General features: G+C 45.9%; 17 protein-coding genes and 2 tRNA genes. 7 read left to right on the top strand and 12 right to left on the bottom strand.

All coding sequences use genetic code 11. The features are described 5' to 3' along the window. Window positions 1-124 precede the first annotated feature (124 nt). The 4 genes from hflX to GC130_RS09725 all read left to right on the top strand — a co-directional run bounded on the left by hflX (window position 125) and on the right by GC130_RS09725 (window position 3,985). Entirely contained in the window at window positions 125-1,336 is a 1,212-nt protein-coding gene (gene hflX, locus GC130_RS09740) for a GTPase HflX (protein ID WP_151998108.1), read from the top strand. A gap of 37 nt (window positions 1,337-1,373) precedes the next feature. Further along, window positions 1,374-1,445, top strand: a tRNA-Arg gene (locus tag GC130_RS09735). A 43-nt stretch (window positions 1,446-1,488) separates the two neighbouring features. Further along, a tRNA-Arg gene (locus tag GC130_RS09730) sits at window positions 1,489-1,560 on the top strand. 91 nt (window positions 1,561-1,651) lie between these two features. Beyond that, on the top strand, window positions 1,652-3,985 hold the full coding sequence (locus GC130_RS09725; RefSeq protein ID WP_151998107.1) for a hypothetical protein: 2,334 nt from the start codon (window positions 1,652-1,654) through the stop codon (window positions 3,983-3,985). Here the strand turns inward: GC130_RS09725 and GC130_RS09720 are convergent. Genes GC130_RS09720 through GC130_RS09695 form a run of 6 tightly spaced genes read right to left on the bottom strand, consistent with a single transcriptional unit; the run spans window position 3,982 to window position 12,837 of the window. Next, the gene (locus GC130_RS09720; protein ID WP_151998106.1) at window positions 3,982-6,354 is read right to left on the bottom strand and encodes a hypothetical protein; all 2,373 of its coding nucleotides are present in this window, start codon (window positions 6,352-6,354) and stop codon (window positions 3,982-3,984) included. The two genes, GC130_RS09725 and GC130_RS09720, sit on opposite strands and share 4 nt — an antisense overlap. Before the next feature lie 21 nt (window positions 6,355-6,375). Further along, complete coding sequence (locus tag GC130_RS09715; RefSeq protein WP_151998105.1) at window positions 6,376-7,446, bottom strand: DUF4249 domain-containing protein; 1,071 nt, start codon at window positions 7,444-7,446, stop codon at window positions 6,376-6,378. Next, window positions 7,439-8,476: a DUF4249 domain-containing protein gene (locus GC130_RS09710; RefSeq protein ID WP_151998104.1), complete on the bottom strand. Its 1,038-nt coding sequence runs from the start codon at window positions 8,474-8,476 to the stop codon at window positions 7,439-7,441. The genes GC130_RS09715 and GC130_RS09710 overlap by 8 nt, the downstream gene beginning before the upstream one ends. Continuing rightward, window positions 8,469-9,539, bottom strand: a complete 1,071-nt coding sequence (locus tag GC130_RS09705) for a DUF4249 domain-containing protein (protein WP_151998103.1) — start codon at window positions 9,537-9,539, stop codon at window positions 8,469-8,471. Before GC130_RS09705 ends, GC130_RS09710 begins: the two co-directional genes overlap by 8 nt. A gap of 2 nt (window positions 9,540-9,541) precedes the next feature. Next, window positions 9,542-12,232: a TonB-dependent receptor domain-containing protein gene (locus tag GC130_RS09700; protein WP_151998102.1), complete on the bottom strand. Its 2,691-nt coding sequence runs from the start codon at window positions 12,230-12,232 to the stop codon at window positions 9,542-9,544. Window positions 12,233-12,291: 59 nt separating this feature from the next. Continuing rightward, window positions 12,292-12,837: a hypothetical protein gene (locus GC130_RS09695; RefSeq protein ID WP_151998101.1), complete on the bottom strand. Its 546-nt coding sequence runs from the start codon at window positions 12,835-12,837 to the stop codon at window positions 12,292-12,294. A gap of 1,073 nt (window positions 12,838-13,910) precedes the next feature. Here GC130_RS09695 and GC130_RS09690 point away from each other — a divergent pair. The 3 genes from GC130_RS09690 (at window position 13,911) to GC130_RS09680 (ending at window position 18,234) form a co-directional block, all read left to right on the top strand. After that, window positions 13,911-15,452: an amino acid permease gene (locus GC130_RS09690; protein ID WP_151998100.1), complete on the top strand. Its 1,542-nt coding sequence runs from the start codon at window positions 13,911-13,913 to the stop codon at window positions 15,450-15,452. Window positions 15,453-15,535: 83 nt separating this feature from the next. After that, window positions 15,536-16,840, top strand: coding sequence for an NAD(P)/FAD-dependent oxidoreductase (locus GC130_RS09685; protein WP_151998099.1), 1,305 nt, complete (start codon window positions 15,536-15,538; stop codon window positions 16,838-16,840). Beyond that, window positions 16,840-18,234, top strand: a complete 1,395-nt coding sequence (locus GC130_RS09680) for an inorganic phosphate transporter (protein WP_151998233.1) — start codon at window positions 16,840-16,842, stop codon at window positions 18,232-18,234. Before GC130_RS09685 ends, GC130_RS09680 begins: the two co-directional genes overlap by 1 nt. Before the next feature lie 119 nt (window positions 18,235-18,353). Here the strand turns inward: GC130_RS09680 and GC130_RS09675 are convergent, their stop codons facing one another. From GC130_RS09675 to bshA, 6 genes are all read right to left on the bottom strand, one after another. Next, window positions 18,354-19,691: a PhoH family protein gene (locus GC130_RS09675; RefSeq protein ID WP_151998098.1), complete on the bottom strand. Its 1,338-nt coding sequence runs from the start codon at window positions 19,689-19,691 to the stop codon at window positions 18,354-18,356. A gap of 204 nt (window positions 19,692-19,895) precedes the next feature. Further along, a complete protein-coding gene (locus GC130_RS09670; RefSeq protein ID WP_370455772.1) occupies window positions 19,896-20,552 on the bottom strand; it encodes a helix-turn-helix domain-containing protein in 657 nt (218 codons plus the stop codon). 30 nt (window positions 20,553-20,582) lie between these two features. Further along, on the bottom strand, window positions 20,583-22,115 hold the full coding sequence (locus GC130_RS09665; protein ID WP_151998097.1) for a sigma 54-interacting transcriptional regulator: 1,533 nt from the start codon (window positions 22,113-22,115) through the stop codon (window positions 20,583-20,585). A gap of 25 nt (window positions 22,116-22,140) precedes the next feature. Beyond that, window positions 22,141-23,238, bottom strand: a complete 1,098-nt coding sequence (locus GC130_RS09660) for a VWA domain-containing protein (RefSeq protein WP_151998096.1) — start codon at window positions 23,236-23,238, stop codon at window positions 22,141-22,143. A gap of 394 nt (window positions 23,239-23,632) precedes the next feature. Beyond that, window positions 23,633-24,259 carry a sterol desaturase family protein gene (locus GC130_RS09655; RefSeq protein ID WP_151998095.1) on the bottom strand — a complete coding sequence of 209 codons (627 nt, stop codon included), beginning with the start codon at window positions 24,257-24,259 and terminating at the stop codon, window positions 23,633-23,635. 90 nt (window positions 24,260-24,349) lie between these two features. After that, entirely contained in the window at window positions 24,350-25,489 is a 1,140-nt protein-coding gene (gene bshA / locus GC130_RS09650) for an N-acetyl-alpha-D-glucosaminyl L-malate synthase BshA (RefSeq protein WP_151998094.1), read from the bottom strand. Window positions 25,490-25,501 lie beyond the last annotated feature (12 nt).

The following is a 25,501-nucleotide window of genomic DNA, read 5'->3' as shown; positions in this document are numbered from 1 at the left end:
ATTCCATTTATTCTTGTCTAAAGTATCAATTAAAAGGAAAGCAAAGTTAATATTCAGACGAACAGGATGAACTTTTCGATGAACGATTGTTATTTATTGATTTACTTGCAAGTTACTTCAACAAATGGATAAACTTATCTCTACGGCCCCTGTTCCACTCAAAGCTGTGTTAGTGGCTTTGATTAATAAAGATCAGCCGCCATCGAAGGCGGAGGAGTTCCTTGATGAACTGGAGTTCCTGGCGCAAACACTTGGTCTGGAAATCGAGGGGAAATTTTCTCAAAGGCTCCCCAAACCCGACACCCGCTCGTTCGTGGGCAAGGGAAAATTAGAAGAAATAAACACCTTCGTGAAGGCGGAAGAAATTGACGTGGTCATTTTTGACGATGACCTTACACCGTCTCAGCTTAGGAACCTGGAAAACGAGCTAAAAGTAAAAATATACGACCGAAGCCTTCTCATCCTCGACATCTTTCTGGAAAGAGCCCAAACCTCCCAGGCGAGAACTCAGGTGGAACTGGCACGATATGAATATTTGCTGCCAAGGCTTACCAGAATGTGGACTCACCTTGAAAGACAAAGGGGTGGGACTGGCACAAGGGGTGGTGCTGGTGAAAAAGAAATAGAAACTGACCGCCGGGCCATTCGGGATCAGATTACGGTTCTCAAAAAACGGCTGGAAAAAATAGAAAAACAAGGTATTACCCAGCGCAAAGCCAGGGGACAGATGGTAAGAGTTTCATTGGTAGGCTACACCAACGTTGGCAAGTCCACGATTATGAACAGGCTTAGCAAGTCTGACGTGCTGGCCGAAAATAAGTTGTTTGCCACCGTGGATTCCACTGTCAGAAAGGTAGTTATCAACGACATCCCTTTCCTGCTCTCAGATACGGTTGGGTTTATCAGAAAACTCCCCCATGCGCTCATCGAGTCGTTCAAGTCTACACTTGATGAAGTACGGGAAGCAGATATTCTCCTACACGTTGTGGATATATCGCACCCATCTTTTGAGGAGCATGCAAAGGTGGTGGAAGCAACACTGAAAGAAATCGGCGCTGATGCTAAGCCTGTTATCACTATTTTCAATAAAATAGATCTTATACCCGAGAAGGTTCACGAAGAAACAGCAGACGAATTTGAGATTCAGGAGCCTGAAAAGCCCACGCCCAGAGAACGTGCCATGGCTCTTTACACTGAGAAACCCGACACAAAACTGATCTTCATTTCAGCCACGAGCAAGGGTGATATCAGCAAGTTGCGGGAAACTCTCTACAAAGAAGTATTGGAGCATCACATTAGCATTTACCCCAATTACTTGAAAAACGTCAATTATTAATTTAATTTTGCACTCCTTTTTGTTGAAAAGACATCAAGGTCTCGTAGTTCAATGGATAGAATAGAAGTTTCCTAAACTTTAGATACAGGTTCGATTCCTGTCGAGACCACTTCTTCGTGCAGCATTAAGACATTTGCTTTTCAATTCTTACCGGTCCCGTAGTAAAATGGATATTATGCAAGCCTCCGGAGCTTGAGGTGCAGGTTCGATTCCTGCCGGGACCACTTTTCACCTTTTCGAAAAATTCACCCTCCGAACACTAATTAAGCATTCTTTTCTTTTTTTAACCGGCGGTAATTCTGGAAATTACTACCAATGAGAATTCAAATCGTCTGGCTGTGTCTTCTATTCCTTGCACTTTGCACCCCTTCAAAAGGACAAATCAGCGACAACGCATACACCACCCAAGTCGAGCTCTTAGCCAAAAAACAGGGCAGGTGGGAGAAACGGCTTCTCCGGCACCGCCTTCAGTTAACCACAACGCCCGATGGAAAAACCGACCTGAAGGCACATCCCGTGTCAAACATCAAAAACCTGGGCTTTTCACTTATTCTTGAGGAAAATGGCGTCAAACAAAAAGTCAAGCCAAAACAGGTCATACAAACCATCTTAAGTCGGCAGGCCGCACTTCCCTTGGCAACCAAGTTGTCGATGGATGAACAGACGTATGAGAAAAATCAACAAAAATACAACGACGACCTGCTGGGCTTCACCACCGGTAAAAGACCTAGCAGATGGGTCTACAGCCAGTGGATTACTCTGGCACAGTGGGAAGGCACTGCTGTGCCTTCGGAAATCTCTGTGCTGGTAAAAAGGCCTTTTAGAAAGGTGGCAAGACTAACACTGGAGGAGTTGCGCACAATTAATCTACCCTACTTACCAACCCTGTCAAATATAGAATGTGTGCCTATCGACCGGTTCTTCGAACTACGAAAGCTCAAGGGCTACGGCATCGACAAAATAACCTACCAACCCTACACTGGCCACGACCAGGACATTCTCAAAAGACGGCAGAGAATCTACTTTCCAAAAAACAAATACGAACCTGAGTCGGTCTCGATCGACTCACTCAGAAAATACCTGAACGATAACGACCTCAGCATTTTGAAGGCTGATTTTTATGGATATTCTTCACTGGAAGGCGACAGCCTCCTGAACCGCAGCCTACAGGAAAGGCGGGCTTCATTTCTCTACAAAATGCTTAATGAAATGAGCAGCGACCCAGTGGAAGCGGATTCGATTGGCTTTGATGATGGTTATGAGGCGCTCGTGGCACTCGCAAAAAAGAATTCTATCAAGTGGATTCAAGCCATGCCAAAAGCCCAGTTGAAGGATACCTTGCAAAAGGACACCCTTTTACTGGCCAGGCTGGAGCCTTTGCTACAGCAATCGAGAAAAGCCGAACTGCAATTAGTGCTGGCCAAAAGGCTTAACAAAGAAGAGCGGATTGACAAAGCCTTCAGGGTGTTGAATCAAACTGCCTACAGAGTGGTAGCCACCAGGTCGGGTCATATAAGCACAGTCGACCAGCAACGGGTCAGTGGCATTCTTCATTACCTTTTCAGAATCTACGTGGGCGATGAAATCACAAGCGATGAGTTGGTGTATGCCGTTAACGCAGCTCCTAATGCCCCATTCGTTCGGGTGCTTTTCATGTATATGCTCATTGAGCAGTTTGAGAGGAAACGACCGATTCAGGTAGACTCGCTAGTATGGCGTAACAAGCTGGCTGAATTTGACCAGGATCGGCTGTTCGAAGCAGCCAACGAGGATATCATTGCTCTTCTCTATTCGAAAACCATGGCTGCCAATACCAAGACTATGCTCAACGGGATGGCCGTCGATCTACAATATTACACCTTTAAATACATCATGAATGGCTCACTGAGCCCATCCGTGTTATGTCGGTTTTCTTACCCAAACACACCTGGTTTTTATGCTCTTAAGCTTAATCACTGTGCCTTCCTCCAGCAGCTCCCACCCGATTTGGCCGCTGGTGTAAGCTGCTACTCTGGCAGGTCATATGAGTACTCATACAAAGGTGCAAACCGCCGATTTAGGTCAACAGATGTGGAAGGTCTCGCTGAAAGACTTGAGCAAAGCGCAGCGACTTATCAATCAACTGTTGAAAACGGGAACCTGGAACCGCCTTCCTTTTACAAAGGATCCTATTCTGACTACTACTTCTTTCTCAAAGTCCTTTTTATCAACGAAGACGAAACTATGCTGCGGTTGGTTAACCAGTCTGATCAGCTTCTGGAATTTGACCTCTATCACTTTATTGACTATCAAGTGGAAAGCTTTGACCCCCTACGCAATTTTTGGCTGGATGAAGACATCCCCATTCAAAAGATGCAGGAGCTTGTGAGAAGGCTGGCCAGGGATCCTGGCAGGCTGTGCCCCGTGCTAATTGAAAACATTTCCTTAAGCTTTTATTTGAAATCGCTCTACTATCTCAACAACTACTACGACCCAACCAATCCCTATCACATGGCGCTTGCGAGAGACGCTCTTTCGTACATCAGTAGCTACTACAGAAATAAGAAGGCTTTTATGACTTCAGAATTGCACGACCTTATCCAGCACCAAATCAACTTCTTCCATTTGATGCCCGGCACAAAGGACATCTCAGAATATGCCATCGATTAGTTGCCTGCCATTTCCACAGGAAGGGTACTAAACTCCGCAGTGCCTGTTTTTAAACTCCCCTCCGGGGTGATTGCAACAATGTTCACCTCGTAGTTCGACAACACATCCGACGAAGTACATTCTATGTAAGTGGGTAGACTAGTTCCGGTGCGCCAGTAAAGCAGGTGACGCAAGTCTGGCAAGTACGCTTTTTGCTGCGCCAGGCTGGCATTGGTGAATTCTTCTTCGGGCTGAAATCCCTCAAAACTGAAGCTGATATTCTCCTGGTTGGGAATTTCAAGGGCTTTGTCCTTGGTGGAAATGGATAGAATACCGTTCCGAGCCATAGCGCCAAACCGCTCCTGAGCAGTGGCAGACCTATATAGCTGGATGGTTTCAATCACATCGGGATCCAGCGTGAGTACCAGGTCATAGTCAATCGTAGGAATGCCATTGATGAAGATCAGCGCCGGATCATTAAATAAAGTAGCGTTAACAGGGTCATACATCATGATTACTCGTTTTCCCCCTCTTTCTCTTACCACGATACCACGACCTATTTCAATGAACACCTCTCTTAGGCTGCTAAAGCTCAGGTATTGGCGTAAATCAAGCTGATAGTCTTCGGTATTCCTTGTGAGAGGTGAAAACTCTCTGCTAACCTCAGTCTCCTTCCTCTCAGGATAAAGCCCAGGCACCAGCTTTCTGTAAGACCCTTTGAACACCAGCTTGTCTCTCTTCTGATCCGCAAAGGTGATTCCGCTTTGAGCTATCTTTCTCATCATGTCAACTTCCAGGGCCGTGGAAGGAAGGCCACTTTCAATGTCTATTTTCATCTCTGAAAATGAAACACTAGTATTATCGGACAAGCAAACAATTTTAGTAGGCCCTGAAAAATCAAAAACAGGAAGCAAAAACCATCCATACTCGTCGGTTCGGGCGGGGATGATTTCCTCGTGGGCAAAGCTATAAAATGTGAAAAGCTCCTGGCCTAGCAGCAGGCTATCAGAAGTTCGTACTTGCCCATAGGCACTGATGTACTTTTCGTAAGGCCATTTAGGATAGGTTGCCTTATACGACATTATTTCCCGCCAGGAATAAGCTGGCAGCTTTTTGGTGAGCAAAAACAAATCCCAGTTTTCAGGGGACTTAAAGCTGCTATCGAAGAACTTGATCATTTCAGCGGCATCCGGCGCAAGCGCATCAGCCATATAATAGACCTGGTTAATGGCAGGGGCGACATAGTCACCTTCGAGCAGCTTGTCGGACACAGTAACTGAGTAGGCAGCCACATTGCTGGCAGAGAAAGACGTCCTCACCTTTTCTCCTCTTTTGAAACTTCTTTGATCGAGCGTCAGCGCTAATTCACCAGAAGCTGGATATATCTGAAATACTCTCTGACCTACTTCTATCCCATCCCCATCGAGCAACGACAGCTGATAAATACCTGTTTTAAGGCCGGCCGTCGGTATGCTGAGGGCCTGAGCAGGCTGGGCAGCAAAATCGACCCCCCGATCCAGGTAAATGGTGCCTTTCGACTGGAGGATGAGCCTGAATCTCTGCCTTTCAACAGCTCCCAATTTACTCTGCAGCGATACCCTGACCACAGTGGGCTGCGTTGTGACAAGCATCGAGATGCCTTCCGCCTTCACTTCGGGTAAGAAATGAGTGATCGCATCACCATGCTGATCTTTTAAAATCACTTCATATTTTTCCCCAGCCTCAGGACGCAAGATGAAAGCACCATATCCGTGCTTGTTGGTGGAGAAAGTAGCCAGCGACTCGTGCGCCTTGTTCACCACCTCGCCTGCAAGTTCCGTTCCTCCTCCAAGATCGTCGAAAACCCTTACGGTGAACCTTGATGTAAGCCCTGAAACAGGTTGCAAATTACCCTCTGTAGTTATAGCAACTTCCATTTCATCAACATGCGGTGGCTCGCCCACAGCAAGGGACAGTTCACCTGGCTGCTGATTTACCCAAAGCCAATCTCTGAAAAAATGTTCCGGCCCAAAGTTCCTCATCCACCCGGTGTAGGCCCTTACCACATACAACCCTTTGCTGAAGTCGGCTGGCACATCAATATACCCCTCACCAACGCCTGCTTCAAGCGATATCTTTTCATCTACAACCACGTCCCCAGCTTTGTTTACCACATTTAGGTAAAGCACTTTGCTTCCATCCGACAACCTCTGATTGGCGTCGTCAAATACGTAAGCGCTGAACCATATTCTACCACCCGGCTGGGCATAGTGTTGGGTCATGTGCAAATACACTCTTTCCTGCGTTTTGTTGGCCGCAAAAAGCTTGAACTGGTCAATTACTTTATCCTGTGCCATACCAGCTGAGCAGGCAAGAATAAGAAGTGTAATGAGTGCATATAGCTTTTTCATGTTTCGTTGATTCAGTTTCTTTTACCGCCAAAAAACTGGCTCTGTAGTAGTACTGTTCGGCAGGGTTCTACAGTCATCTGTGTATCGGTAAGTATAGACTACATTTCTCGGAATAAAATCTTTAGTCATGAACTCCCCCTTTGTTGTAACATCTGACACGGTAAAATATCCTACTACCTGCTCGCTCCTATCATCGACGTTGAAAATATTGCCCGGCAAACCTGAAGGGGCTGGATCAAACAGTGTTCCTTGTCGAAATTTCAGGTCGTACAATCCTTTCCAAAAAACATAAGCCTCAGCAGAGAGAGAATATTGAGTTACTTCAAAATATACCTTATCATAAAAGTATTTTTGGTCAATCGGATAAAAAATAAGGGGTATCTCTGCTTCCTCTCTTCCATTCACCAGTTGGTCACTAAAGACAACAAATTCATCCAGGGTTTTAGTAACCCAACAAATATTACAACAGGATTTAGGTTGAATAATGTAATTGCCAAGCTCCCGATCGAAGACCTGATAAGCAGAGGGCTCGGTCAGCACTTTGAATATAGTAGTCATCCTGAGCAGATAGTAGTTCTTTTGGTCGGGTAAATCATCGACGATGGCCTTCACGCTGAATCCGTCAACATCTACAAAATTTCCAAGTTCATTCTTTTCCGACTTGATGGTATACGCTATTTCTACTTTATCCATCTCAGAAGTGGGCAAAGCTGTTTCTTCATTCGATTCATAAACCTTCCCTTCGTTCGTGACAATCCGGAGCCTGTACGCCTTTCCGCCAACGGCACTAAAAGACGAATCGGAATAGTATTGCCCCGCCGCCCGCTCCTTGAAAGCAAAGGACTGACCATCGCTGTCCAGGACAGACACTTCCGCACCGCTCACATATAGAATGTACTGATTCCCCTTATTGTAAATATTTCTGGTGGTAGTCAGCCTGACTGTCTGCGGCCCGGGATTACTTGAAACCAGTGCTTCCACCACCAGGTTGTTGCTCTTTTCGTCAGCGGGATAGTCGTAGGGTTCAACGCAGCTATTCAAGGCAAACGCAGATATAAATAGAATAGCGATATGAAACGCAGCCTTAGTCATTCCAGTCGTGGGGCTCAACGTCAGTGATAGTCGAATGATCTTCCTTGGGATACTTAAAACAAGGTTCCCAATAATTAATTTCAGTAGTCACTCTTTCCGGAAAATCCTGAGCATAAATATTTCTCACTATGCTCTTGACATCCGAAGCTGAGAACTGTCCCAGTACAATTTCGCCAGGTTCATTTACACTATGAACGTTTGATGGAATAAATGCTGGTGCCGGGTCAAAAACTCCTCCCTGCCGATAGGTGGTATTGTATACACTATTCCAAAACTGATAAGAAGCAAAGTTCTCCGAAGAAACGGTTACGTCAACTTTTATCTTTTCAGCAAACATCACACCCCTAACTGGTAAGAAAAAGAGAGGGTACTGTGAGATACTGTTACTCGCAGTCAGTTCGCTAGAAAAAACCCCGTATTCCAAAGGAGAAACATTTATCCAACAAGTTGTTGGGGTGTCTCCCACAGTATTGATGAGGTATGTATACCGCCACCGTGCCCTATAGTAGCTGATTTGCTTTGCTGGCTCTCTTACAAAGGCGTCAATAAAAAAGCCAGTGCTTTCCAACGCAGAATTCAGCTCCGACACATAGTTTACCGAGCCGTATCTTATTCCAATGCTATCTATGTCAGGCATTGCCTGTAGCTGAACCGAATCTGACAGGTATTCCCGGCTATCCTCCAAGACTACTTTCAATTGATACTTTTCTCCTACTTCACCCCGAAAATCTGCCGAAGTAAAGTAAACGCCAGATGTATCTTGCTCAACCAGTCGTTCTACCCACCCCGAAGAAGTCGCAATCGTTACTCTTGCGTTCTGCATGCGTAGTTTGAAAGCGTTTTTTTCGTTCCTGATGTTTCTGGTCGTGGTGAGGGTTACTTTGTGAGGGCCCGGCTCAGTTGTAATCGAGCCCTCTACAACCAAATAGTTGGTTTTTTCTTCGAAATGATAGTCATATGGGTCGATACACCCCTGGAGAGCAATCAACCCCAGTGTCAGAACAGAATATATATATGGGCTATTACTCATTCCAGTATTCGGGCTCCTCGGCTGTCGTATTTGGATAAAAAAGGCACGTGTCGGGATAATTGGTGTCCGAATCAATCCGCTCAGGGAAATCGGTTGGGTGTATAAATCTCGAAATTGTTTTTACCTCCGACGCATAGAAATAGCCCAATACCAGCTCGTCTTTGTCTTCCACGTTGTAAACATTGGCTTCCACTGTGTTCGGTGTCGAGTCGAATATCCCTCCCTGCCCATAACGAGAATCATACACCGATTTCCAAAATAAGTAGGCATCCTTGCTCAGCGAATTAATTGTGACCTCCAGATAAATTTTTTCATATAGCATTATGCCGACAACGGGCAGAAAGAAGAGGTCGTACTGCGTGACCGAGCTCCCGTTATTGAGCTGGTCGTTAGCAATGGTGAAGTCCGGGACTTTTTCCTCTACCCAGCAAACGGAGCAGCAGGCCTTGGGCGTAGCTACCCAACACTCACATCCTTCTGCGTCATAAGCTGTGGCCAATTCAGGGTGCGTAAAAATCTTATATGTGTAATCCCAATTTACCAGATAAGTATTCTCGGTTTCCGGGGGATCGTTGATGAAAGCCCTTGTGTAAAACCCCGTTCTTTCAATTACAGTATTCGCTTGCGAAATATATTTCTGTGAGGCATACTCAATACCAATACTGTCGATATCCGGCATGGGCAAAAGTTCTACCTGCTCCGACTCGTAGCTCTCACCATTTTCGAGCACTATCGTTAGCTGGTACTTTTCCCCAACTTGCCCTCTAAAGTTCCCTGACGTGTAATAAACCCCCGAGGTATCCTGGTCTATCAGCCTCACCACGCTACCGGTCGAAGTAGTGATAGAGACCTTGGCATTTTGCACCCGCAGCTTAAAAGCGTTTTCCTCATTGCCTATGTTTCGGGTGGTTGTCAAAGTGACCGAATACGGACCCGGCTGGGTCGTAATAGCCCCTTCTACCACAAGATAATTGGTTTGTTCCTTGAAAGGATAGTCGTACGGATCAATGCAGCCAGCCAGCAACATCCACATTGTCCACGATAGTCTTTTGACAACCAGCATGACTAAAACTTAAAGTTGTAGGTGATCGAGGGAAAGGCGGCGCCCAAAATGGCCAGCTTGTAGGCCGTTGGTCTTGCATCGGCTGTGTCTTTAAAGAAAACGCTGTACGCATTTTTTCTCCCGTACACATTGTACACAGCGAACGTCCAGCTACTCTCCCAAAGCTTCTCTATCTTCAGGCTGGTGTCGAGCGTGAAGGCGAGATCGAGCCTGTGGTAGTCAGGAATTCGGCCATTATTTCTCTCCGTATAGTTGCCCACAAGCACTCCGTCGAAAAGAAAGCCATTTTCAGGAACGGAAAAGGGTCGCCCGGTAGAGTAGGTAAAATTAGAGCTGATCGTCCATCTTCTGGTCGCTTTGTAGCTGCCCGACAGCGTTAGATCGTGGGGCTTGTCATAGTACGAAGGAAACCAGTTGCCTTTGTTAATTGTGGATTCCCTGTCAGCGCCTTCCATTTTCCTGAGCGTTCTTGAATAGGTATAACTTGCCCACCCGTTGAGCTTGCCTTTGCTTCGCTTCACGAGCAGCTCAAGGCCATACGCCATGCCCCGGCCCTGAATGAGTTCTGTTTCTAAGGTAGGATTGAGCACCAGATCGGCTCCATCCTTGTAGTCCACCAGGTTATCTATGTCCTTAAAGTATACTTCAGCAGAGGTCTCCCATGTATTGTCATCATAGTTTTTGAAGTAGCCGATGCTATACTGGTCAGCTATCAACGGCATTAAATAATAGTTGCTTCCCATCCAGATGTCATACGGCGTAATGGCTGTCGTATTCGACACCAGGTGGATATACTGATAAATCCGGTTGTAGCTGGCCTTCAAAGAAGTCTCCTCATCGAGGCTATATCTGAGAGACAGCCGGGGCTCCAGACCTGAATAGGTTTTGATGGTTTCATTGCCTGAATACTGAAGGGTATCCGTCAGCGTCGATGTCCTTCCTGGCCTTTCTCCAGCATACACAAATACGTCGGCTGGGCCATAGCTGCGATACATGGAATAACGCAGTCCCGCCATCACTGACCAGGTCTCGTTCAGGTTAATTTCGTCGTTTGCATACAAAAAACTTTCCTGGCTTTGCTGCTCCGGCAAAGCAACAGGAGTAATCTGCGTGTCAGCATTTATGCCACTTCGATGGCCTGGCTTGAAATCATAAAAAGTGGTGCCGCCTCCAAATTGAAGCGTCTGCCTTTCGGTGTACTTGGTTACATCAGCCTTTACATCAAGCTGCCCCACGCCACTCGAAACCTTGTAGGGGTCAGTCAGCTGAAGATCTCCCAATTGGTATTGATAGTCGCTGTAAGCCACCGATAAGCCGCCAAGCAAATTTTCCGAAAACACATATCCCAACTCCGCTGAACCGAGTCCGTTCTGGTAGTCGAACGACGACTCGTTAGCAATGGTGAAATTGTCTTTGCTTACATAGCCGGAGGCAGTTAATGAAAGCCGGTCTGATAGCGAAAAGTCCAGCTTGCCCGATAAATCCCAGAAGCCAGCTTTGTTCCCAACAAGCTCCTCCACTTTTATGAAAGTATCGAAAAGATAGTTGACATAAGACTTACGGGCCGCCACAATAAAGCTACTCTTGCCTTCTTTGATTGGCCCTTCAACCATTAGTCGGCTTGCCACTAAACCGATCCCCCCTTGCGAGCCAAATTTTTCCTTGTTACCCGACTTTTGCTTTACCTCCACTACGGATGAGACCCGGCTGCCCAGGTTAGCTGGAATACCCGCCTTGTAAATGGTCACGTCATCAGTCGCATCCGGGCTGAAAATAGAAAAGAAGCCAAAAAGGTGGGAGGTGTTGTACACAGGCGCTTTGTCAAGCAAAATGAGGTTTTGATCGGCAGTGCCACCCCGCACATTGAGCCCAGTAGTACCTTCACCAACGGTACTCACACCAGGCAGCAGTGTAAGCGATTTGATAATGTCGACCTCGCCCAAAAATGCGGGCAGTTTTTTCACATCTTCCACCTGTAGCTGCACAGTACCCATCTGAATCCCCTTGACGTTGATATCAGGAGCTTGGCCTGCAATGGTAACGCCTTCCAGCTGTATCGTCTTTTCATAAAGATCCAACTGAAACTCCCCAGGGCCAAAAACAAACATCCGCTTGGCCTCCTGCTGGAGGGTTACGTGACTCACTCTCACATGATAGTCACCAGGCAAAAGCTGGAGGCTAAACCTGCCCGCAGCATTCGTCACTGTTCCACTGGCCAGCTCATCCACATAAACACTGGCTCCAAGAAGCGGCTCGTTGGTTTGACCATTTCGAATGGTGCCTCTCACAGAAACGGCGGTACCCGAAACAGCATTTGTAGAGTCGCCAACGACGATAAAGTCGGTGTCCTTGAGCCCCGCCAGATTCAGCGTAGAAAGCAGGTCACTCCTGAGATAGAGGACTACATTGTAGGCGTCATAAAAATGATAGTTGAGTCTTGTGTTCGCTGTCCAGTCTTCCAAAGCCGACCGTAGCGAGGCACCGGAGTACTCGCCAGAAACACGCACATTTCCAAGCCACGCAGGGTCGTAGAAAAACTTAACAGATGAATTTTCTTCAATTTGACTGAGCACATCAGTTAAATATTCGCTTTCAAATTTTTTATCAATCCTTACGTCGGAAATTTGCTGCCCGAACGAATGAAAAGATAAAAAAGTGAATACGGTTAGCGTTAGTAGTAGAAATCGTAGCATCCAATTATAATTACCCTTTCTGAACAAACCTTCTCACCTAGCCCCTTACTAGACAAAAATCAATTGCCATTTCTCGGCACTCTTGGGTCTTTTACTCTTTGCGTTTTTAGAAATAGCACCAAAGTGCCAACCAACTCTTCAAAATCATCAAATTCTCTGTTATCGCCAAGATCTATGTTCCACTCATCAGCAAGAAAATCAAAAAGCCTGGCCGGTAGGCCATCCAAATAGCCATCGACACGGCTATTAAAAAAAAGTCCTCCGACTGGTATTTTATAAATACCTGAGATGACGTTAGCCAGGCTGATAAGAATATCGTTCGGAGTAAATTTATTCCTGTAGAAGTCAATACGGCGCTCAAATTCAATGCTGCCTCTTTCGAAAATAGTGAACTGAGTAGCCAGGCCAAGCTCGTCAAAAGTATAGCGACAGTGATGTCGTTGCCCGCCAAGTTTGAAGCCGTAAGACTTTGCAAACAACGATCTGCTGGTGTAGACTTTCAATATCCGAAGATCCTGATAGTCGACTTCCTGCAAGCCCCTGGCGAAGAAATCCCTGTGAAAAGAACTGTTCAGTACTCGATCCGGAAGATCCGGTAATGCCATAGTATGAAATTATATTCCTATTGAAAAAAGGTACACTTATCCTTTGACAGTGCCTAATAGTTTCCCGCCGTTCCTCAGGAAAGAAAAAAATATTTTGTCGCCTTCCCCAACTCCCCCTTTTTTTTATTCTAGATTTACAGCAGATTGAGAACCATATGAGGTCTGTTTGTTCAACAACGGCTTTACTTCTAGGTCTCCTGTGCCTGATTTTTGTGGCCAAACGGCCCATTTCTTGTGGCGAGACAGGAGAATATTCGTCTGCTTCGAAATTTGTCCAGTCAACAATGCTGGGCCAATGCCTAGACAATTCATTTTTTGTTACTCCCAATCCTAAGCTTCAAAATTTTTCTTTATTCATTTTCAACAACAGATCGTCTGGGCATTTCTCAATTACATTTCTTGAAAGGCTTCTAGTTTTACCCGCCGAATACGCCAGCAGCAGAGCTATACTCAATCACCTGCTGAACGACTCCCTCACTAAAGCACCCTAACAGTTCAGGGCACACCATTCTATAGGTACCATTTATTGCCGGTGAGGTTCAAAGTAGGTGTAATAATGAAATGCCAAAAAAAAGAGTCGTTAAATAGCCCACAAAGTGGGCTGCTAGTCAATCAGCGAGGTATCTTGACCGCTGCTACTGTACTGTTTTTCATAATTGTCGGGCTTTCCGGTACAGTGAGGCAAAACGCTTCGGGTCAAAACTCCTCTGCGGATTCCCAATTTGAGCCGATCTGTAAAAAGAAGAATAACAACCCTCTCAGCGGTTTACACACTGTCCTAGTTGCAGGCAATCAGTCTTTTTTAGCCATAGCGAGCGTACCTGTCAGCAAGTCGCTTCCCAAAGTTAAGGCAACTAACTGGTGTGAGCGGCCATGTCACAAACGACTGCTAGTTCGAGGCCGTTCTTGTCTAGGTCTCTTGTCTGGCGTCGGACGCCCCACCTATTTCCTTCGTATTTGAAATCGAAGCTAGTCCGAGAATTACCCGAGTACACATTTTTAAAAAATCGATTTCACTTCCAAGGCAGAATGGGAATGCCATATGCTGCGGTCAAAAAAATATTGATTAACGAATGAGCACGCAACTATTCGCCCGAAAACCACCTGAGTGGGTGGTCAGGGATATCAAAACAAATCCTTTGAAGAAAGTCCTCAGCCGATGGAACCTAACTACCATGGGCGTTGGCGCAATCATAGGTGCCGGCATATTTGTTATGACGGGGTTGGCGGCAAGAGAATATGCAGGGCCGGCACTGGTCATTTCCTTTGTCATTGCCGGTCTGGGGTGCTCCTTTGCGGCTCTGTGCTATGCAGAATTTGCCTCGATCTATCCTGTAGAAGGATCGGCGTATTCGTACAGCTACGCCACAATCGGAGAACTATTTGCATGGATTATTGGCTGGGATCTGATTTTGGAGTACTCCATGGCTGCGTCTACTGTGGCGGTTGGGTGGTCAGGCTACTTTGGAAAATTATTAGGCCTTCTTCACATCCATTTGCCCCTGTGGCTGACTAACGACTTGCATACAGCGAGGGCCCTTTTGACGGAAGCCTCTGCTAATGGCACTATTTCGACACTGCAGCAGAACTATAGCTCGCTGGCTATTCCTGAAGTCTTCGGCTTGCCATTGGCTGTTAACCTCCCAGCCATTATCATTGCACTTGTCGTCACAGCCATCATCACAATTGGTATAAAAGAAACCGCTGGAACCAATCTGTGGCTGGTTGCTATCAAGGTCAGTGTCGTTCTGTTTGTCATTATTGCTGGCATGTTTTTCATTGACACTGCCAACTGGAGTCCCTTTATTCCTGCAAGAGGCCTGAATGGAGATGGGGTAATGGCCTTTGGGTTTGCTGGCATCACTGCTGGGGCAGCATATATATTCTTCGCCTATATAGGTTTCGATGCTGTGGCTACTCAAGCCGCTGAGTCAAAAAATCCAACCAAAGACCTCCCATTTGCAATCATTGCCTCCCTTATCATTTGTACGGTTCTCTATATCGCCATTTCCCTTGTAGTGACAGGCATGGTCAATTATACCCTGCTTGACAAAGCGGCACCAGTGGCGGCAGCATTCATGGGCCGGGGACTGAACTTTGCAGTCTGGATCATCTCAATTGCCGCAGTTGCAGGCCTCACTTCTGTGCTGCTGGTGATGACTATGGGCCAAACTCGAATATTGATGGCCATGTCAAAAGACGGTCTTCTTCCGGCCAAAATATTTGGCTACGTTCACCCAAAATTAAAAACCCCAAGCAGAAGCTCCATCTTGATCGGCGCTCTCATCGCCCTTGTAGCGGGCTTCACACCCATAGACACTATTGCAAAGCTGGTCAATATTGGTACCCTGCTTGCATTCGTCCTGGTTTGCATTTCTGTGTGGAGACTGCGGCACACTCAGCCTAGCCTGCCGAGGCCATTTCGGGTCAGGGCGCTGCCCCTTGTAGCAATTTTGGGAATAGTATTCAATTTTGGAATGATGCTCAGCCTTGAATGGGAGAATTGGTTAAGATTACTGATTTGGCTATTTATCGGCCTGTTAGTCTACTTCATCTATTCACGAAAGCACAGCGTTCTTCGCAAGCACTTGGCGGACGCCAGCGAGCGCTCTTAACAGCGTTCTCGCCACAAAACCTCACACCAGCAACCAGTGGCAAAGTCCTATCCACCCTTTATCAACTTCTCAACTTAAACCTCATGAAAATCAATATCCCAAACTCGTCTCTTCCCAGAATCGTGATTATTGGAGGGGGATTTGGCGGCCTCACGTTAGCGAGAGAGCTCAAAGGAAAACCCTATCAAGTAGTCTTGCTCGATAAGAATAACTATCACGTTTTCCAGCCTCTACTTTATCAGGTAGCTACCGCTCAACTTGAGCCTTCAAATATTGCCTCACCTTTCAGAGAGCTTTTTGAAGATAGCCCCAACCTTTTCTTTCGAATGGCTGAAGTCCTATCGGTTTCAGCTGAAGCCAAGCTTGTAGAAACTAATATCGGAAGTTTGTCATTCGACTATCTGGTTATTGCCACCGGAGCTGTTACCAACTTTTTCGACAACGCCGAAGTTGAAAAATATTCTTTGGCAATGAAAAACCTCCCGGAGGCTCTGGATTTGCGTAGTGTATTTCTTCAAAACCTGGAAGAAGCAGTGAATATGGAAACCGGAGACGACCAGGAAAGTCTATTGGACCTGATCGTGGTGGGAGGCGGGCCGACTGGCGTGGAAACTGCAGGTGCTCTGGCTGAACTCAAGCATCATGTTTATCCAAGCGACTATACAGAACTAGACTTCCGCAGAATGGATATCTATTTGGTAGAGGCGGGGGCAAGACTCCTCCCCTCTATGTCTGAGACATCGTCCGAACGAACAAAATTGTATCTGGAAAAATTGGGAGTACAGGTACTTTTGAATACAACTGTAACTAACTACGACGGCCGATATGCTACCCTAAAGTGCGGTAGAAAAATTTTGTCGAGCTCGATGATCTGGACTGCCGGTGTCAAAGGGAACCCAGTACCGGGACTTTTGAAAAGCTCCATTACCAAAGGCAACCGACTAACTGTGGGTCAATACCTTCAGGTGATTGGCTATAAAGGGATATTTGCCATAGGGGATGTCGCTGGTGTTTCCACCTTGAAGCAACCCAACCCTCACCCGATGGTTGCGCCGGTGGCCATTCAGCAAGCAAAGTCTTTGGCTGGTAACTTCCAACGACGAAGCCTTGGGAAAAATCCCATACCTTTTAAGTATGTCGACAAAGGGTCAATGGCCACCATCGGCAAAAACAAAGCCGTTGTTGACTTCGGCAAAGTTCACTTCAAAGGAATTTTTGCTTGGTTCGTTTGGGGACTGGTGCATATCATGTCTCTGGTCGAATTCAGAAGTCGGTTTGTTGTGTTTTTTAGCTGGGCATGGTCATATCTCAGCTCCACGAAAAGCATTCGGTTGATCATAAGACCCTATAAAAAAAGACGTTTACAACATATCCACAAAGCAGCATGATCTTTGGCCTTGAAACCTGGCTGGCTGGCACTCTTCTTCTCTGTCTGCTTGCAGCTGTTGTTTTCGAATTCATCAATGGCTTTCACGATACAGCCAACGCCGTCGCAACAGTTATCTACACCAATACACTAAAACCCTGGACAGCCGTTGTCTGGTCGGGTCTATGGAATATTGCAGGGGTACTGGCTGGTGGAATTGGCGTGGCTATGGGCATCGTATACCTTTTACCGGTAGAATTGCTGGTGGATCAGCAAGTCAACCATGCAGTTGCCATGATTATTGCCTTGCTGGGGGCAGCTATCCTCTGGAACTTCTCTACCTGGTACCTTGGTATTCCCTGCTCCAGCTCCCACACGCTAGTAGCGGCCATTCTCGGCGTGGGCGTAGCTTATTCTCTTCTTCCGGGCTCCTCCAGCACTGCTGTGAACTGGAATAAAGCAATCGACATTGGCACCTCGTTACTGGTTTCCCCATTTTTTGGATTTGCGCTTACAATTCTACTCATGTTCATCTTACGGTGGTTTGTAAAAGGCAAAAAGCTGTTTGAAGAACACAAAAAAAAAGAGGTACCTCCTATTTGGATCAGGGCGGTTCTAATTTTCACTTGTACATCAGTCAGCTTTTTCCATGGCTCCAATGATGGCCAGAAGGGGGTTGGCGTTATCATGTTGATACTCATTGGTCTCCTACCAGTTCAATTTTCCCTAAATCCGCATATGGATCTAAACAAGGTCAGAAACGCCTCTGTACAATTGGCAACGGAATTGGGAACACTGTCACAGTCACAATCGTCATCGTCTCTTTCGGCAGAAGCTAAGCTGCTCAGTGCCCGATTTGAGACACTAAGCCATGCGCTTGGAGTAGGAGTCACAATTACTGAGGATCGGAAATTTGAGGTAAGGAATATGATCATAACCGAACGCCAAAACTTAGAAAGATTTGAAAAGGCTTATAAATATGCCCTAACTACGCAGCAAAAGGATAATCTAGTGCACCACAAAAAAGCCCTATTGGGCGCCACCGACTACGTACCGTTTTGGGTGTTGATCATGGTATCACTCTCGTTAGGCTTAGGAACTATGGTCGGCTGGAAACGCATTGTTGTTACTATAGGCGAAAAAATTGGTAAGCAACATCTTACCTACGCTCAAGGAGCGTCGGCAGAAATAGTGGCGGCCAGCACCATAGGTGTTTCGACCCTTCTCGGGCTGCCGGTCAGCACAACGCAAGTGTTGAGTTCGGGAATTGCAGGCAGTATGGTCGCAAACAAAGGGCTGAAGAATCTGCAAATGGGTACGATTAAGAATATGGCCATCGCCTGGCTATTGACATTTCCTGTGGTATTTATGCTAGCGGGCACGTTATTTTATCTCATTCGGGCATTCTGGGGTTAAATTTTTGCAGAACACATACAACCATTCGTAAATCTCTTTTGTTCTGCTTCACTGAGCCAGAAATGACCTATTTGGCAACTGGAGTCTGGCTTATCAGGAGTCCTGACAAAGCCAACATGCTACAGTAGCTGATTCGCAATGTTTGCCAGTTCAGACCTTTCCCCTTTTTCCAATGTAACGTGGGCGTAAAGAGGGTGATCTTTGATGCGGTCGATCAAATACGATAGTCCATTACTTTGAGAGTCGAGATAAGGAGTGTCAATTTGGTAAATGTCCCCCGTAAAAATGATCTTGGTATTTTCACCTGCCCGTGTAATAATTGTTTTCACCTCATGGGGAGTTAAGTTCTGCGCCTCGTCAACGATAAAGAAAATGTTGGAGAGGCTTCGGCCCCGGATGTAGGCAAGCGGCGTAATTACCAGTTTCTCCTGATTCACCATATCCGTTATCCGGGAGTATTCCTTATCTGACTCGCTAAACTGGTTCTGAATAAATTTTAGGTTGTCCCACAGTGGCTCCATGTAGGGATTCAGCTTCGATTTGATATCACCCGGCAGGTAGCCAATGTCTTTGTTGCTCAGAGGAACGATTGGGCGGGCCAGGTATATCTGTTTGTAGTTCCGTTTCTGCTCCAGCGCACCTGCCAACGCAAGCAAGGTTTTGCCTGTGCCAGCCACCCCGGTGATGGACACAAGCCTTACCTCAGGGTTCATAATAGCGTGGATGGCAAAGGTCTGCTCCGCATTGCGGGGCTTGATGCCATACACGGGCACTTTATCCACCTTCTCCACATTCTTTGAGTTGGGATTGTAGGTGGAAAGAATCGAGTTCTTATCGCTTTTCAGAATGAAGTAGTTATTGGCAGTGGGCTTAACCCCCTTCAGAATCTCCTTTCTGTCAATCACATTTTCTTCATACAACTTACTGATGTGGTCGGGGTCTATGTTTTCGATGATCGACTTGCCTGTATATAGATCGCTTACATTCTTAATTTTGCCGGTTTCATAGTCTTCTGCCAGCAATCCCAGCGACTTGGCCTTCAGCCTCAGGTTGATATCCTTGCTGACAAGTATCACCTTCTTCGTTTTTTCCTCCCTTTTCAATGTCAGAGCGGCGTTCAGAATCTTATGGTCAGCTTTTGGTTCGTCAAACACCTTTTCCGCATCTACTTCCGGGTTGCTCTGCATCACCACTTTAAACTTGCCCTTTGTCTTGCCGTTCAGTGGAATCCAATCCTGTAGCATGTAATTCTCCGACAACGTATCTATCAGTCTGATGAACTCCCGGGCCTCAAAATTCTTGGTGTCGTTCCCCTTTTTGAAATTATCAAGCTCTTCCAGCACGGTGATGGGGATGGCCACATCGTGCTCTGCAAAGTTCATGATTGAGTCGTGAGAATAAAGAATAACTGATGTGTCGAGTACAAAAACTTTCCCTTCCTTCGATGCTTTAGCCATGTGTACTTTATCAAAAAAACCAACAATACAAGTTGCTCTAAGGTTAATGATAAATGCCTAAATCTCTAAGTTAACTTTATAAAAAATTTGTCATTTTTTTTGACTTCACTCAACGTTCCATACCACCTGGATTGACCACAGAAACTCTTATCTGTCAGTGGCATAGACATGTACATTCCTTTTCTTTAGGTATTAAGTGAAGGCTCAAAAGCTCTCCTTCAGCGTGAACAAATCTCCTTTTTCGAGGGGTTGAATTGTTAGCACATTGGCAAGACACAACCGCACCAATGTTCTGGAGGCAATGATGACAGGGATTTTTGCTACTGATGCAAACTCAGAAAGGGTAATCGTCTTGTTGAATTTGAAATGCTCCATCAGCTTTTTTTCATTCTCACCATAGGTAAACTTGATGTTTTTTGTTCGCCGACTCCGCTTCAAAATTTGGCGCATCTCATCACTGGCCTGAATACTTTTGTCACCCACTCTGATATAGGCCTTGCCAAAAGCTTGTGTCGTGTCGGCAAGCGCATAATGCGGGCGCCTTCTGCTTGGCTTGATGAAATAATAGAGCACCCCCAAGTTGTCATCAATGGGCACTATCTCCGACTTATAGTCAAGAGTTGGTCTGCACAACTCATCAATCGCCTTTTTCAGCAGGTAATCATGCTCTTCAGCATATTTTAACCCGGGAATGCCCCCCTCATCGCTAATGCCAACAAGTAAATAACCTCCATCGGCATTGGCAAAGGCCACAATCTCCCGTACAATCTTTTCCGGATGGGCTACCTTCCGCTTGAACTCTATCTGCTGACCTTCTCCCCTCCGAACAAGTTTTTTGATTTCCTGAAGTGACACCGGCATGATACAACTTAATCAATATCAGCCTTAATATTATGTATTAAAATCGTCATCCTCATCATCTTCCTCGCCAGGGCCAGGCATGCTGAACATGCTGCTCAGCAAATCTTTGAACGACGTGCCTGTGGCCAGATGGTGCTTGGAAAGCTGGCTGAATTCGGCCAGGCCATGGAGGGCAAACTCCATCAAAAAGTATTTCAGCTTGTCGTCTGCTTGCTTATGGTATTCCTTCACCAGCTCCTTTAGTCCGGGCACTCCCTCAAGCAACTTGCGATGCTCCTTCTCAGTAGACTCATTTAGCAAGTCGACCATATTACCCTCACCAAACCAATCAGTGATCGCTTTGTACGGGTTGGGGGCGTTTCTTTTCTTTCTTATTTCTTCCGGATTTGGGAAGTAAAGCAAAAACTGGCTCCTGATCGCCTTACCCACCAGGTTCTGTGCCACTATACCAGGACCCTCCTGCTCGCCTTCATATACGAGCTCCACTTTTCCAGTAATAGAAGGAAGCACGCCAACAAAATCGCCCACTCTCACATTGGTGGACTTCTCACCGTTAATCAGTGCCCTTCTTTCTGCCGAACTGTACATGTTTTCCATGGCAGAAATAGTCAACCTGGCCGACACGCCACTCTTCGCATCCACATACTCGCTGGAGCGTGCTTCAAACGCTATCTGCTCAATCAGATTTTTAGCCAACTCTCCGGCACTCACAACATCCAGCTGCTCTTTTAAAACCCTTGCTTCCTGATCGGTTATCTTCCGTCCTATCTCAATAGATTTAGGATAGTGAGTGATAATCTGGCTGTCAATCCTGTCCTTCAGCGGTGTCACTATACTTCCTCTGTTGGTATAGTCTTCAGGATTGGCCGTAAATACAAACTGAATATCCAAAGGCAGCCTTAGTTTAAACCCACGAATCTGGATATCGCCCTCCTGAAGGATATTGAAAAGCGCTACTTGTATCCTGGCTTGTAAGTCAGGAAGCTCATTGATCACAAAAATCCCTCTATGCGACCTTGGCACAAGTCCATGATGAATCACTCTCTCGTCCGAATAAGGAAGCTTCAGTGAAGCAGCCTTTATCGGATCCACGTCTCCAATCAAGTCGGCAATGGTCACGTCGGGTGTTGCCAGCTTCTCTGTATATCTTTCATCCCGGTGCAGCCAGCTAACGGGCGTCTTGTCTCCGTGCTCAGCCACCAGGTCTTTGGCAAACCTCGAAATCGGGTTCAGGGGATCGTCATTCAAATCTGCTCCCTCAATCACCGGAATGTATTCGTCCAGCAGCTCGATCATTTGGCGGGCCATTCTTGTCTTGGCCTGCCCCCTTAGCCCGAGGAAGTTAATATTGTGCCTCGATAAAATGGCTCTTTCCACATCGGGAATCACCGTTTCTTCATAACCCCATATCCCTTCAAAAACGCTCTTTTTGGCTTTGAGCCTGGCGATCAAATTGCGCCTGAGCTCGTCTTTGATGGATTCGGGTTGGTAGCCACATGCCTTGAGCTCGCCGAGTGTATGTATTTTGCGTAGTTGTGCAGAGGAGAGATCCCTATATTTCATTTGTACGTGCGAATTTTCTGGTTGGTTAAAATCTTTTCTTTTTGTTCCGGCGGTAATCTTCAAATATGAGTTCGCCCAGGCCCTTGAGGCTGCTGTAGTAAGCATTACCGTTGTTGACCATGGTAAACTCCTTCACAAATTGCTTTAAATATGGGTCGGAAGCGATCATGAAGGTGGTGATAGGGATATTGAGTTTGCGGCAGGCAGCCGCCAAATCTAATGTTTTGTTCAGAATCTTTGGGTCAAGGCCAAAGCTATTCTTGTAGTACTTGATACCTTGCTTGATACAGGTGGGCTTCCCGTCCGTGATCATAAATATCTGCTTGTTCTTATTCTTTCTTCTTCGCAGTAAATCCATTGCCAACTCAAGTCCGGCAACAGTGTTGGTGTGGTAAGGCCCTACGCTAAGGTACGGCAAGTCTTTAATGTCGATCTGCCAGGCATCGTTGCCAAACACGAGTATGTCCAGCGTGTCTTTTTTGTATTTGTGCATGATCAACTCAGAGAGTGCCATGGCCACTTTTTTTGCCGGCGTAATCCTGTCCTCGCCGTATAAGATCATCGAATGGCTGATATCTATCATCAGCACGGTGCTGGTCTGCGTCTTGTATTCTGTTTCAACAATCTCCAGGTCGTCTTCAGTCAGCCTGAAATCAGAAAACCCGTGGTTGATTTGTGCATTCTTAATAGAATCGGTAAGTGAAATCTGCTCGAGGGTGTCCCCAAATTGAAATTCTCTCCTGTCGGTACCTGGCTCATCTCCATGACCCGGCATAGGCGTAGCGTGGTTTCCCTTGCCTGATTTTTTCAGCTTTCCGAAAATTTCCTCGAGAGAATTTTTTCGAATGGCTCTCTCCGATTTCGCCGTTATCTTAAACTCACCATCCGGCGTCTTATCAGTAATAAACCCTTTGTTCTTAAGGTCATCTATAAAGTCTCCTATGCCGTAGTCGGGATTTGTGATGGAATATTGTTTGTCGAGGTTGGTCAGCCAACTCAAAGCCTCCGAAACATCCCCCGATGTAATCACCAGGAGCTGATGGAAAATGTTGAGCAAGTTCTCAAATTCGGTCTTGTCTTTGTCTTTGGAGGGTATATAGTCAGTAAAGCGGTAGCCTATCATGTGTTCCTTTTCGTTATAACCATTAACCAACAATTAAAGTTATTGATTCAGTCCTTAACACAAAATAACTTGTGCTGCTCGAATCGATGGTTATTATAATTTGTATTAATTAAATATTAAATTGAACTTTAAATATTGAATTAATATTTTTCTCCTTGAATAATTTTGAATACTTAAAGTAATGCTTTAACTTATTTATCCCATTTGAGCATTATAATTATGAAAGGTAGAAGAAGATTCTTTTTTACACTCGTTAAAGACCTGTTCTACAAGTTTTTAGCGCATTCAGATCAAAAAGGTACTGAGACTAACAAACACCACCACTATAGTACACATTGACTATTGGTGAATGTTTAACTTCAAAATGAAGGTCACTTAGTGCGGCCTTCATTGACTACTTTTTTGGCAAGGTTCCAAACACAAAATCCCAAAATGGGGATGAAACGCCGAACCCACGGTCGTCGTCCTTATAATGGTGTATGCCGTGGTTGACCCACAATACCTTCAGAAAGTTTTTCGGAGGTTGATAGGCATGTATGGCATAGTGCATAAAGGCATAGGTCACATACCCAAGTAAAAAGCCCGGAACAAACGCAAATGCGTATTGTTGCATCGGAATCCAGAAGATCACAAAAAGTACACCTCCTATCATTAATGCGCCGGCCGGCGGCATTACAACCCTTGATTTATCCTTAGGATATTCGTGATGAACACCGTGCAAAGTGTATTGAATGGCATTCTTGATCTTGTTAGTCGGTGCCATATGAAACACAAAGCGGTGCAACAGGTACTCAGCCAGTGTCCATCTGAAGTAGCCAGCAGCAAACAAGCTGGCAATTTGAGTGATAGAAAACCCTATTTCCCTGGCCGACCAGTACAACAAAAAAGCGGCTATTGAGCAGAGTATCCCAAGTGTTACTGAATAGTGGGCCCTTGTCAGTCTTTCAAGAACAGGGTTTTTAAAAAGCTGCGTGGTGCCACTGTTGTTCGGTTTTACCTTCGTTCTAACACTTGCAGGCATTTTTCCTTACTTCTTATTTCCAACAAAAATTTATTTGGCGCTCGAAAATTGGCTCGATTTACAACAAAATTCCTACCCCCTTAAATTCCACTATACCGCACTTATTTTGAAAGATTCCACGATTTTGTTATAAAATGATTCATACATGGGAAGAATATTGGTTATGTCAAACTCCTTAGCACGCTTAAGTGCACCTTCTTTGAAGCTGGGTAAGTTTTCGTCCTTCAAAATGTGAAGCGACTTTTTAGTCATGCTTTCGATATCACCTATATCACAGGTAAACCCGGAAACACCATCAATATTGAGCTCTGTGAGGCCGCCTGTATTTGATGACACCACAGGGACTTCGCATGCCATTGCCTCCAACGCTGCCAGGCCGAAGCTCTCCTTTTCAGAAGGCATCAGAAACAGATCCGCCACTGACAGTACTTCCTCCACATGATCAAGCTTGCCGAGAAACCTGGTGTCCTCAAATGAACAGGTTTCACGGCAAAGTGCTTCTGCCTTGCTTCTTTCAGGGCCATCACCCACCATCAGGAGCTTTGCCGGCATCTCCTTTCTAATACCAATGAAGATTTTTATCACATCCTCCACCCGTTTTACTTTTCTGAAATTGGACGTGTGCACCACCAGTTTCTCTCCGTTAGGACATATTGCTTGCTTAAAATGATCCTTTTTTTGCTTCTTGAATCGCTCGAGGTCGATAAAATTGGGTATTACCTCGATCTCCTTGGTGATAGCAAAATGCTCATATGTTTCATCCCGCAGCGAGCTTGAAACAGCTGTTACCCCATCGGACTGATTGATCGAAAATGTAACCACGGGCTCATAGGATGGGTCCTTGCCAACCAGCGTAATATCAGTACCATGCAGTGTAGTGATCACCGGTATTTCGATCCCCTTGGCTCGCAGTATCTGCTTTGCCATGTAGGCAGCCGACGCATGAGGAATAGCGTAGTGCACATGCAACAAATCCAACTTCTCGAACTGCACAACCTCTACCATCTTACTGGCCAACGCCAACTCATAGGGCGGATACTGGAACAAGGGATACGACTGAACGTCTACCTCGTGGTAGAAAAGATTCTCGTTAAAGAAATCAAGTCGTGTGGGTTGTGAATAAGTAATGAAGTGAATCCTGTGTCCTTCTTTGGCCAGGGCCTTTCCAAGCTCGGTGGCCACCACTCCGCTACCACCAAAGGTGGGATAACATACTATTCCGATGTTCATATCTCTTGCTAA

Origin of the sequence: Imperialibacter sp. EC-SDR9, assembly GCF_902498805.1 — a bacterium.
Classification (GTDB): domain Bacteria; phylum Bacteroidota; class Bacteroidia; order Cytophagales; family Cyclobacteriaceae; genus Imperialibacter.
The sequence above is the reverse complement of the archived record's forward strand: the minus strand, read 5'-3'. Positions and strand labels throughout refer to the sequence as shown.

Excerpts from the sequence above, each read along its gene's own strand:
- GC130_RS09695 (WP_151998101.1), bottom strand. The coding sequence starts at position 12,837 with ATGGCATTACCGGATCTTCCGGATCGAGTACTGAACAGTTCTTTTCAC.
- bshA (WP_151998094.1), bottom strand. The coding sequence starts at position 25,489 with ATGAACATCGGAATAGTATGTTATCCCACCTTTGGTGGTAGCGGAGTG.
- GC130_RS09710 (WP_151998104.1), bottom strand. The coding sequence starts at position 8,476 with ATGAGTAATAGCCCATATATATATTCTGTTCTGACACTGGGGTTGATT.
- GC130_RS09690 (WP_151998100.1), top strand. The coding sequence starts at position 13,911 with ATGAGCACGCAACTATTCGCCCGAAAACCACCTGAGTGGGTGGTCAGG.
- GC130_RS09675 (WP_151998098.1), bottom strand. The coding sequence starts at position 19,691 with ATGGCTAAAGCATCGAAGGAAGGGAAAGTTTTTGTACTCGACACATCA.
- GC130_RS09705 (WP_151998103.1), bottom strand. The coding sequence starts at position 9,539 with ATGCTGGTTGTCAAAAGACTATCGTGGACAATGTGGATGTTGCTGGCT.
- GC130_RS09670 (WP_370455772.1), bottom strand. The coding sequence starts at position 20,552 with ATGCCGGTGTCACTTCAGGAAATCAAAAAACTTGTTCGGAGGGGAGAA.
- GC130_RS09655 (WP_151998095.1), bottom strand. The coding sequence starts at position 24,259 with ATGCCTGCAAGTGTTAGAACGAAGGTAAAACCGAACAACAGTGGCACC.
- GC130_RS09685 (WP_151998099.1), top strand. The coding sequence starts at position 15,536 with ATGAAAATCAATATCCCAAACTCGTCTCTTCCCAGAATCGTGATTATT.
- GC130_RS09725 (WP_151998107.1), top strand. The coding sequence starts at position 1,652 with ATGAGAATTCAAATCGTCTGGCTGTGTCTTCTATTCCTTGCACTTTGC.
- GC130_RS09700 (WP_151998102.1), bottom strand. The coding sequence starts at position 12,232 with ATGCTACGATTTCTACTACTAACGCTAACCGTATTCACTTTTTTATCT.
- GC130_RS09665 (WP_151998097.1), bottom strand. The coding sequence starts at position 22,115 with ATGAAATATAGGGATCTCTCCTCTGCACAACTACGCAAAATACATACA.
- GC130_RS09660 (WP_151998096.1), bottom strand. The coding sequence starts at position 23,238 with ATGATAGGCTACCGCTTTACTGACTATATACCCTCCAAAGACAAAGAC.
- GC130_RS09720 (WP_151998106.1), bottom strand. The coding sequence starts at position 6,354 with ATGAAAAAGCTATATGCACTCATTACACTTCTTATTCTTGCCTGCTCA.
- GC130_RS09715 (WP_151998105.1), bottom strand. The coding sequence starts at position 7,446 with ATGACTAAGGCTGCGTTTCATATCGCTATTCTATTTATATCTGCGTTT.
- hflX (WP_151998108.1), top strand. The coding sequence starts at position 125 with ATGGATAAACTTATCTCTACGGCCCCTGTTCCACTCAAAGCTGTGTTA.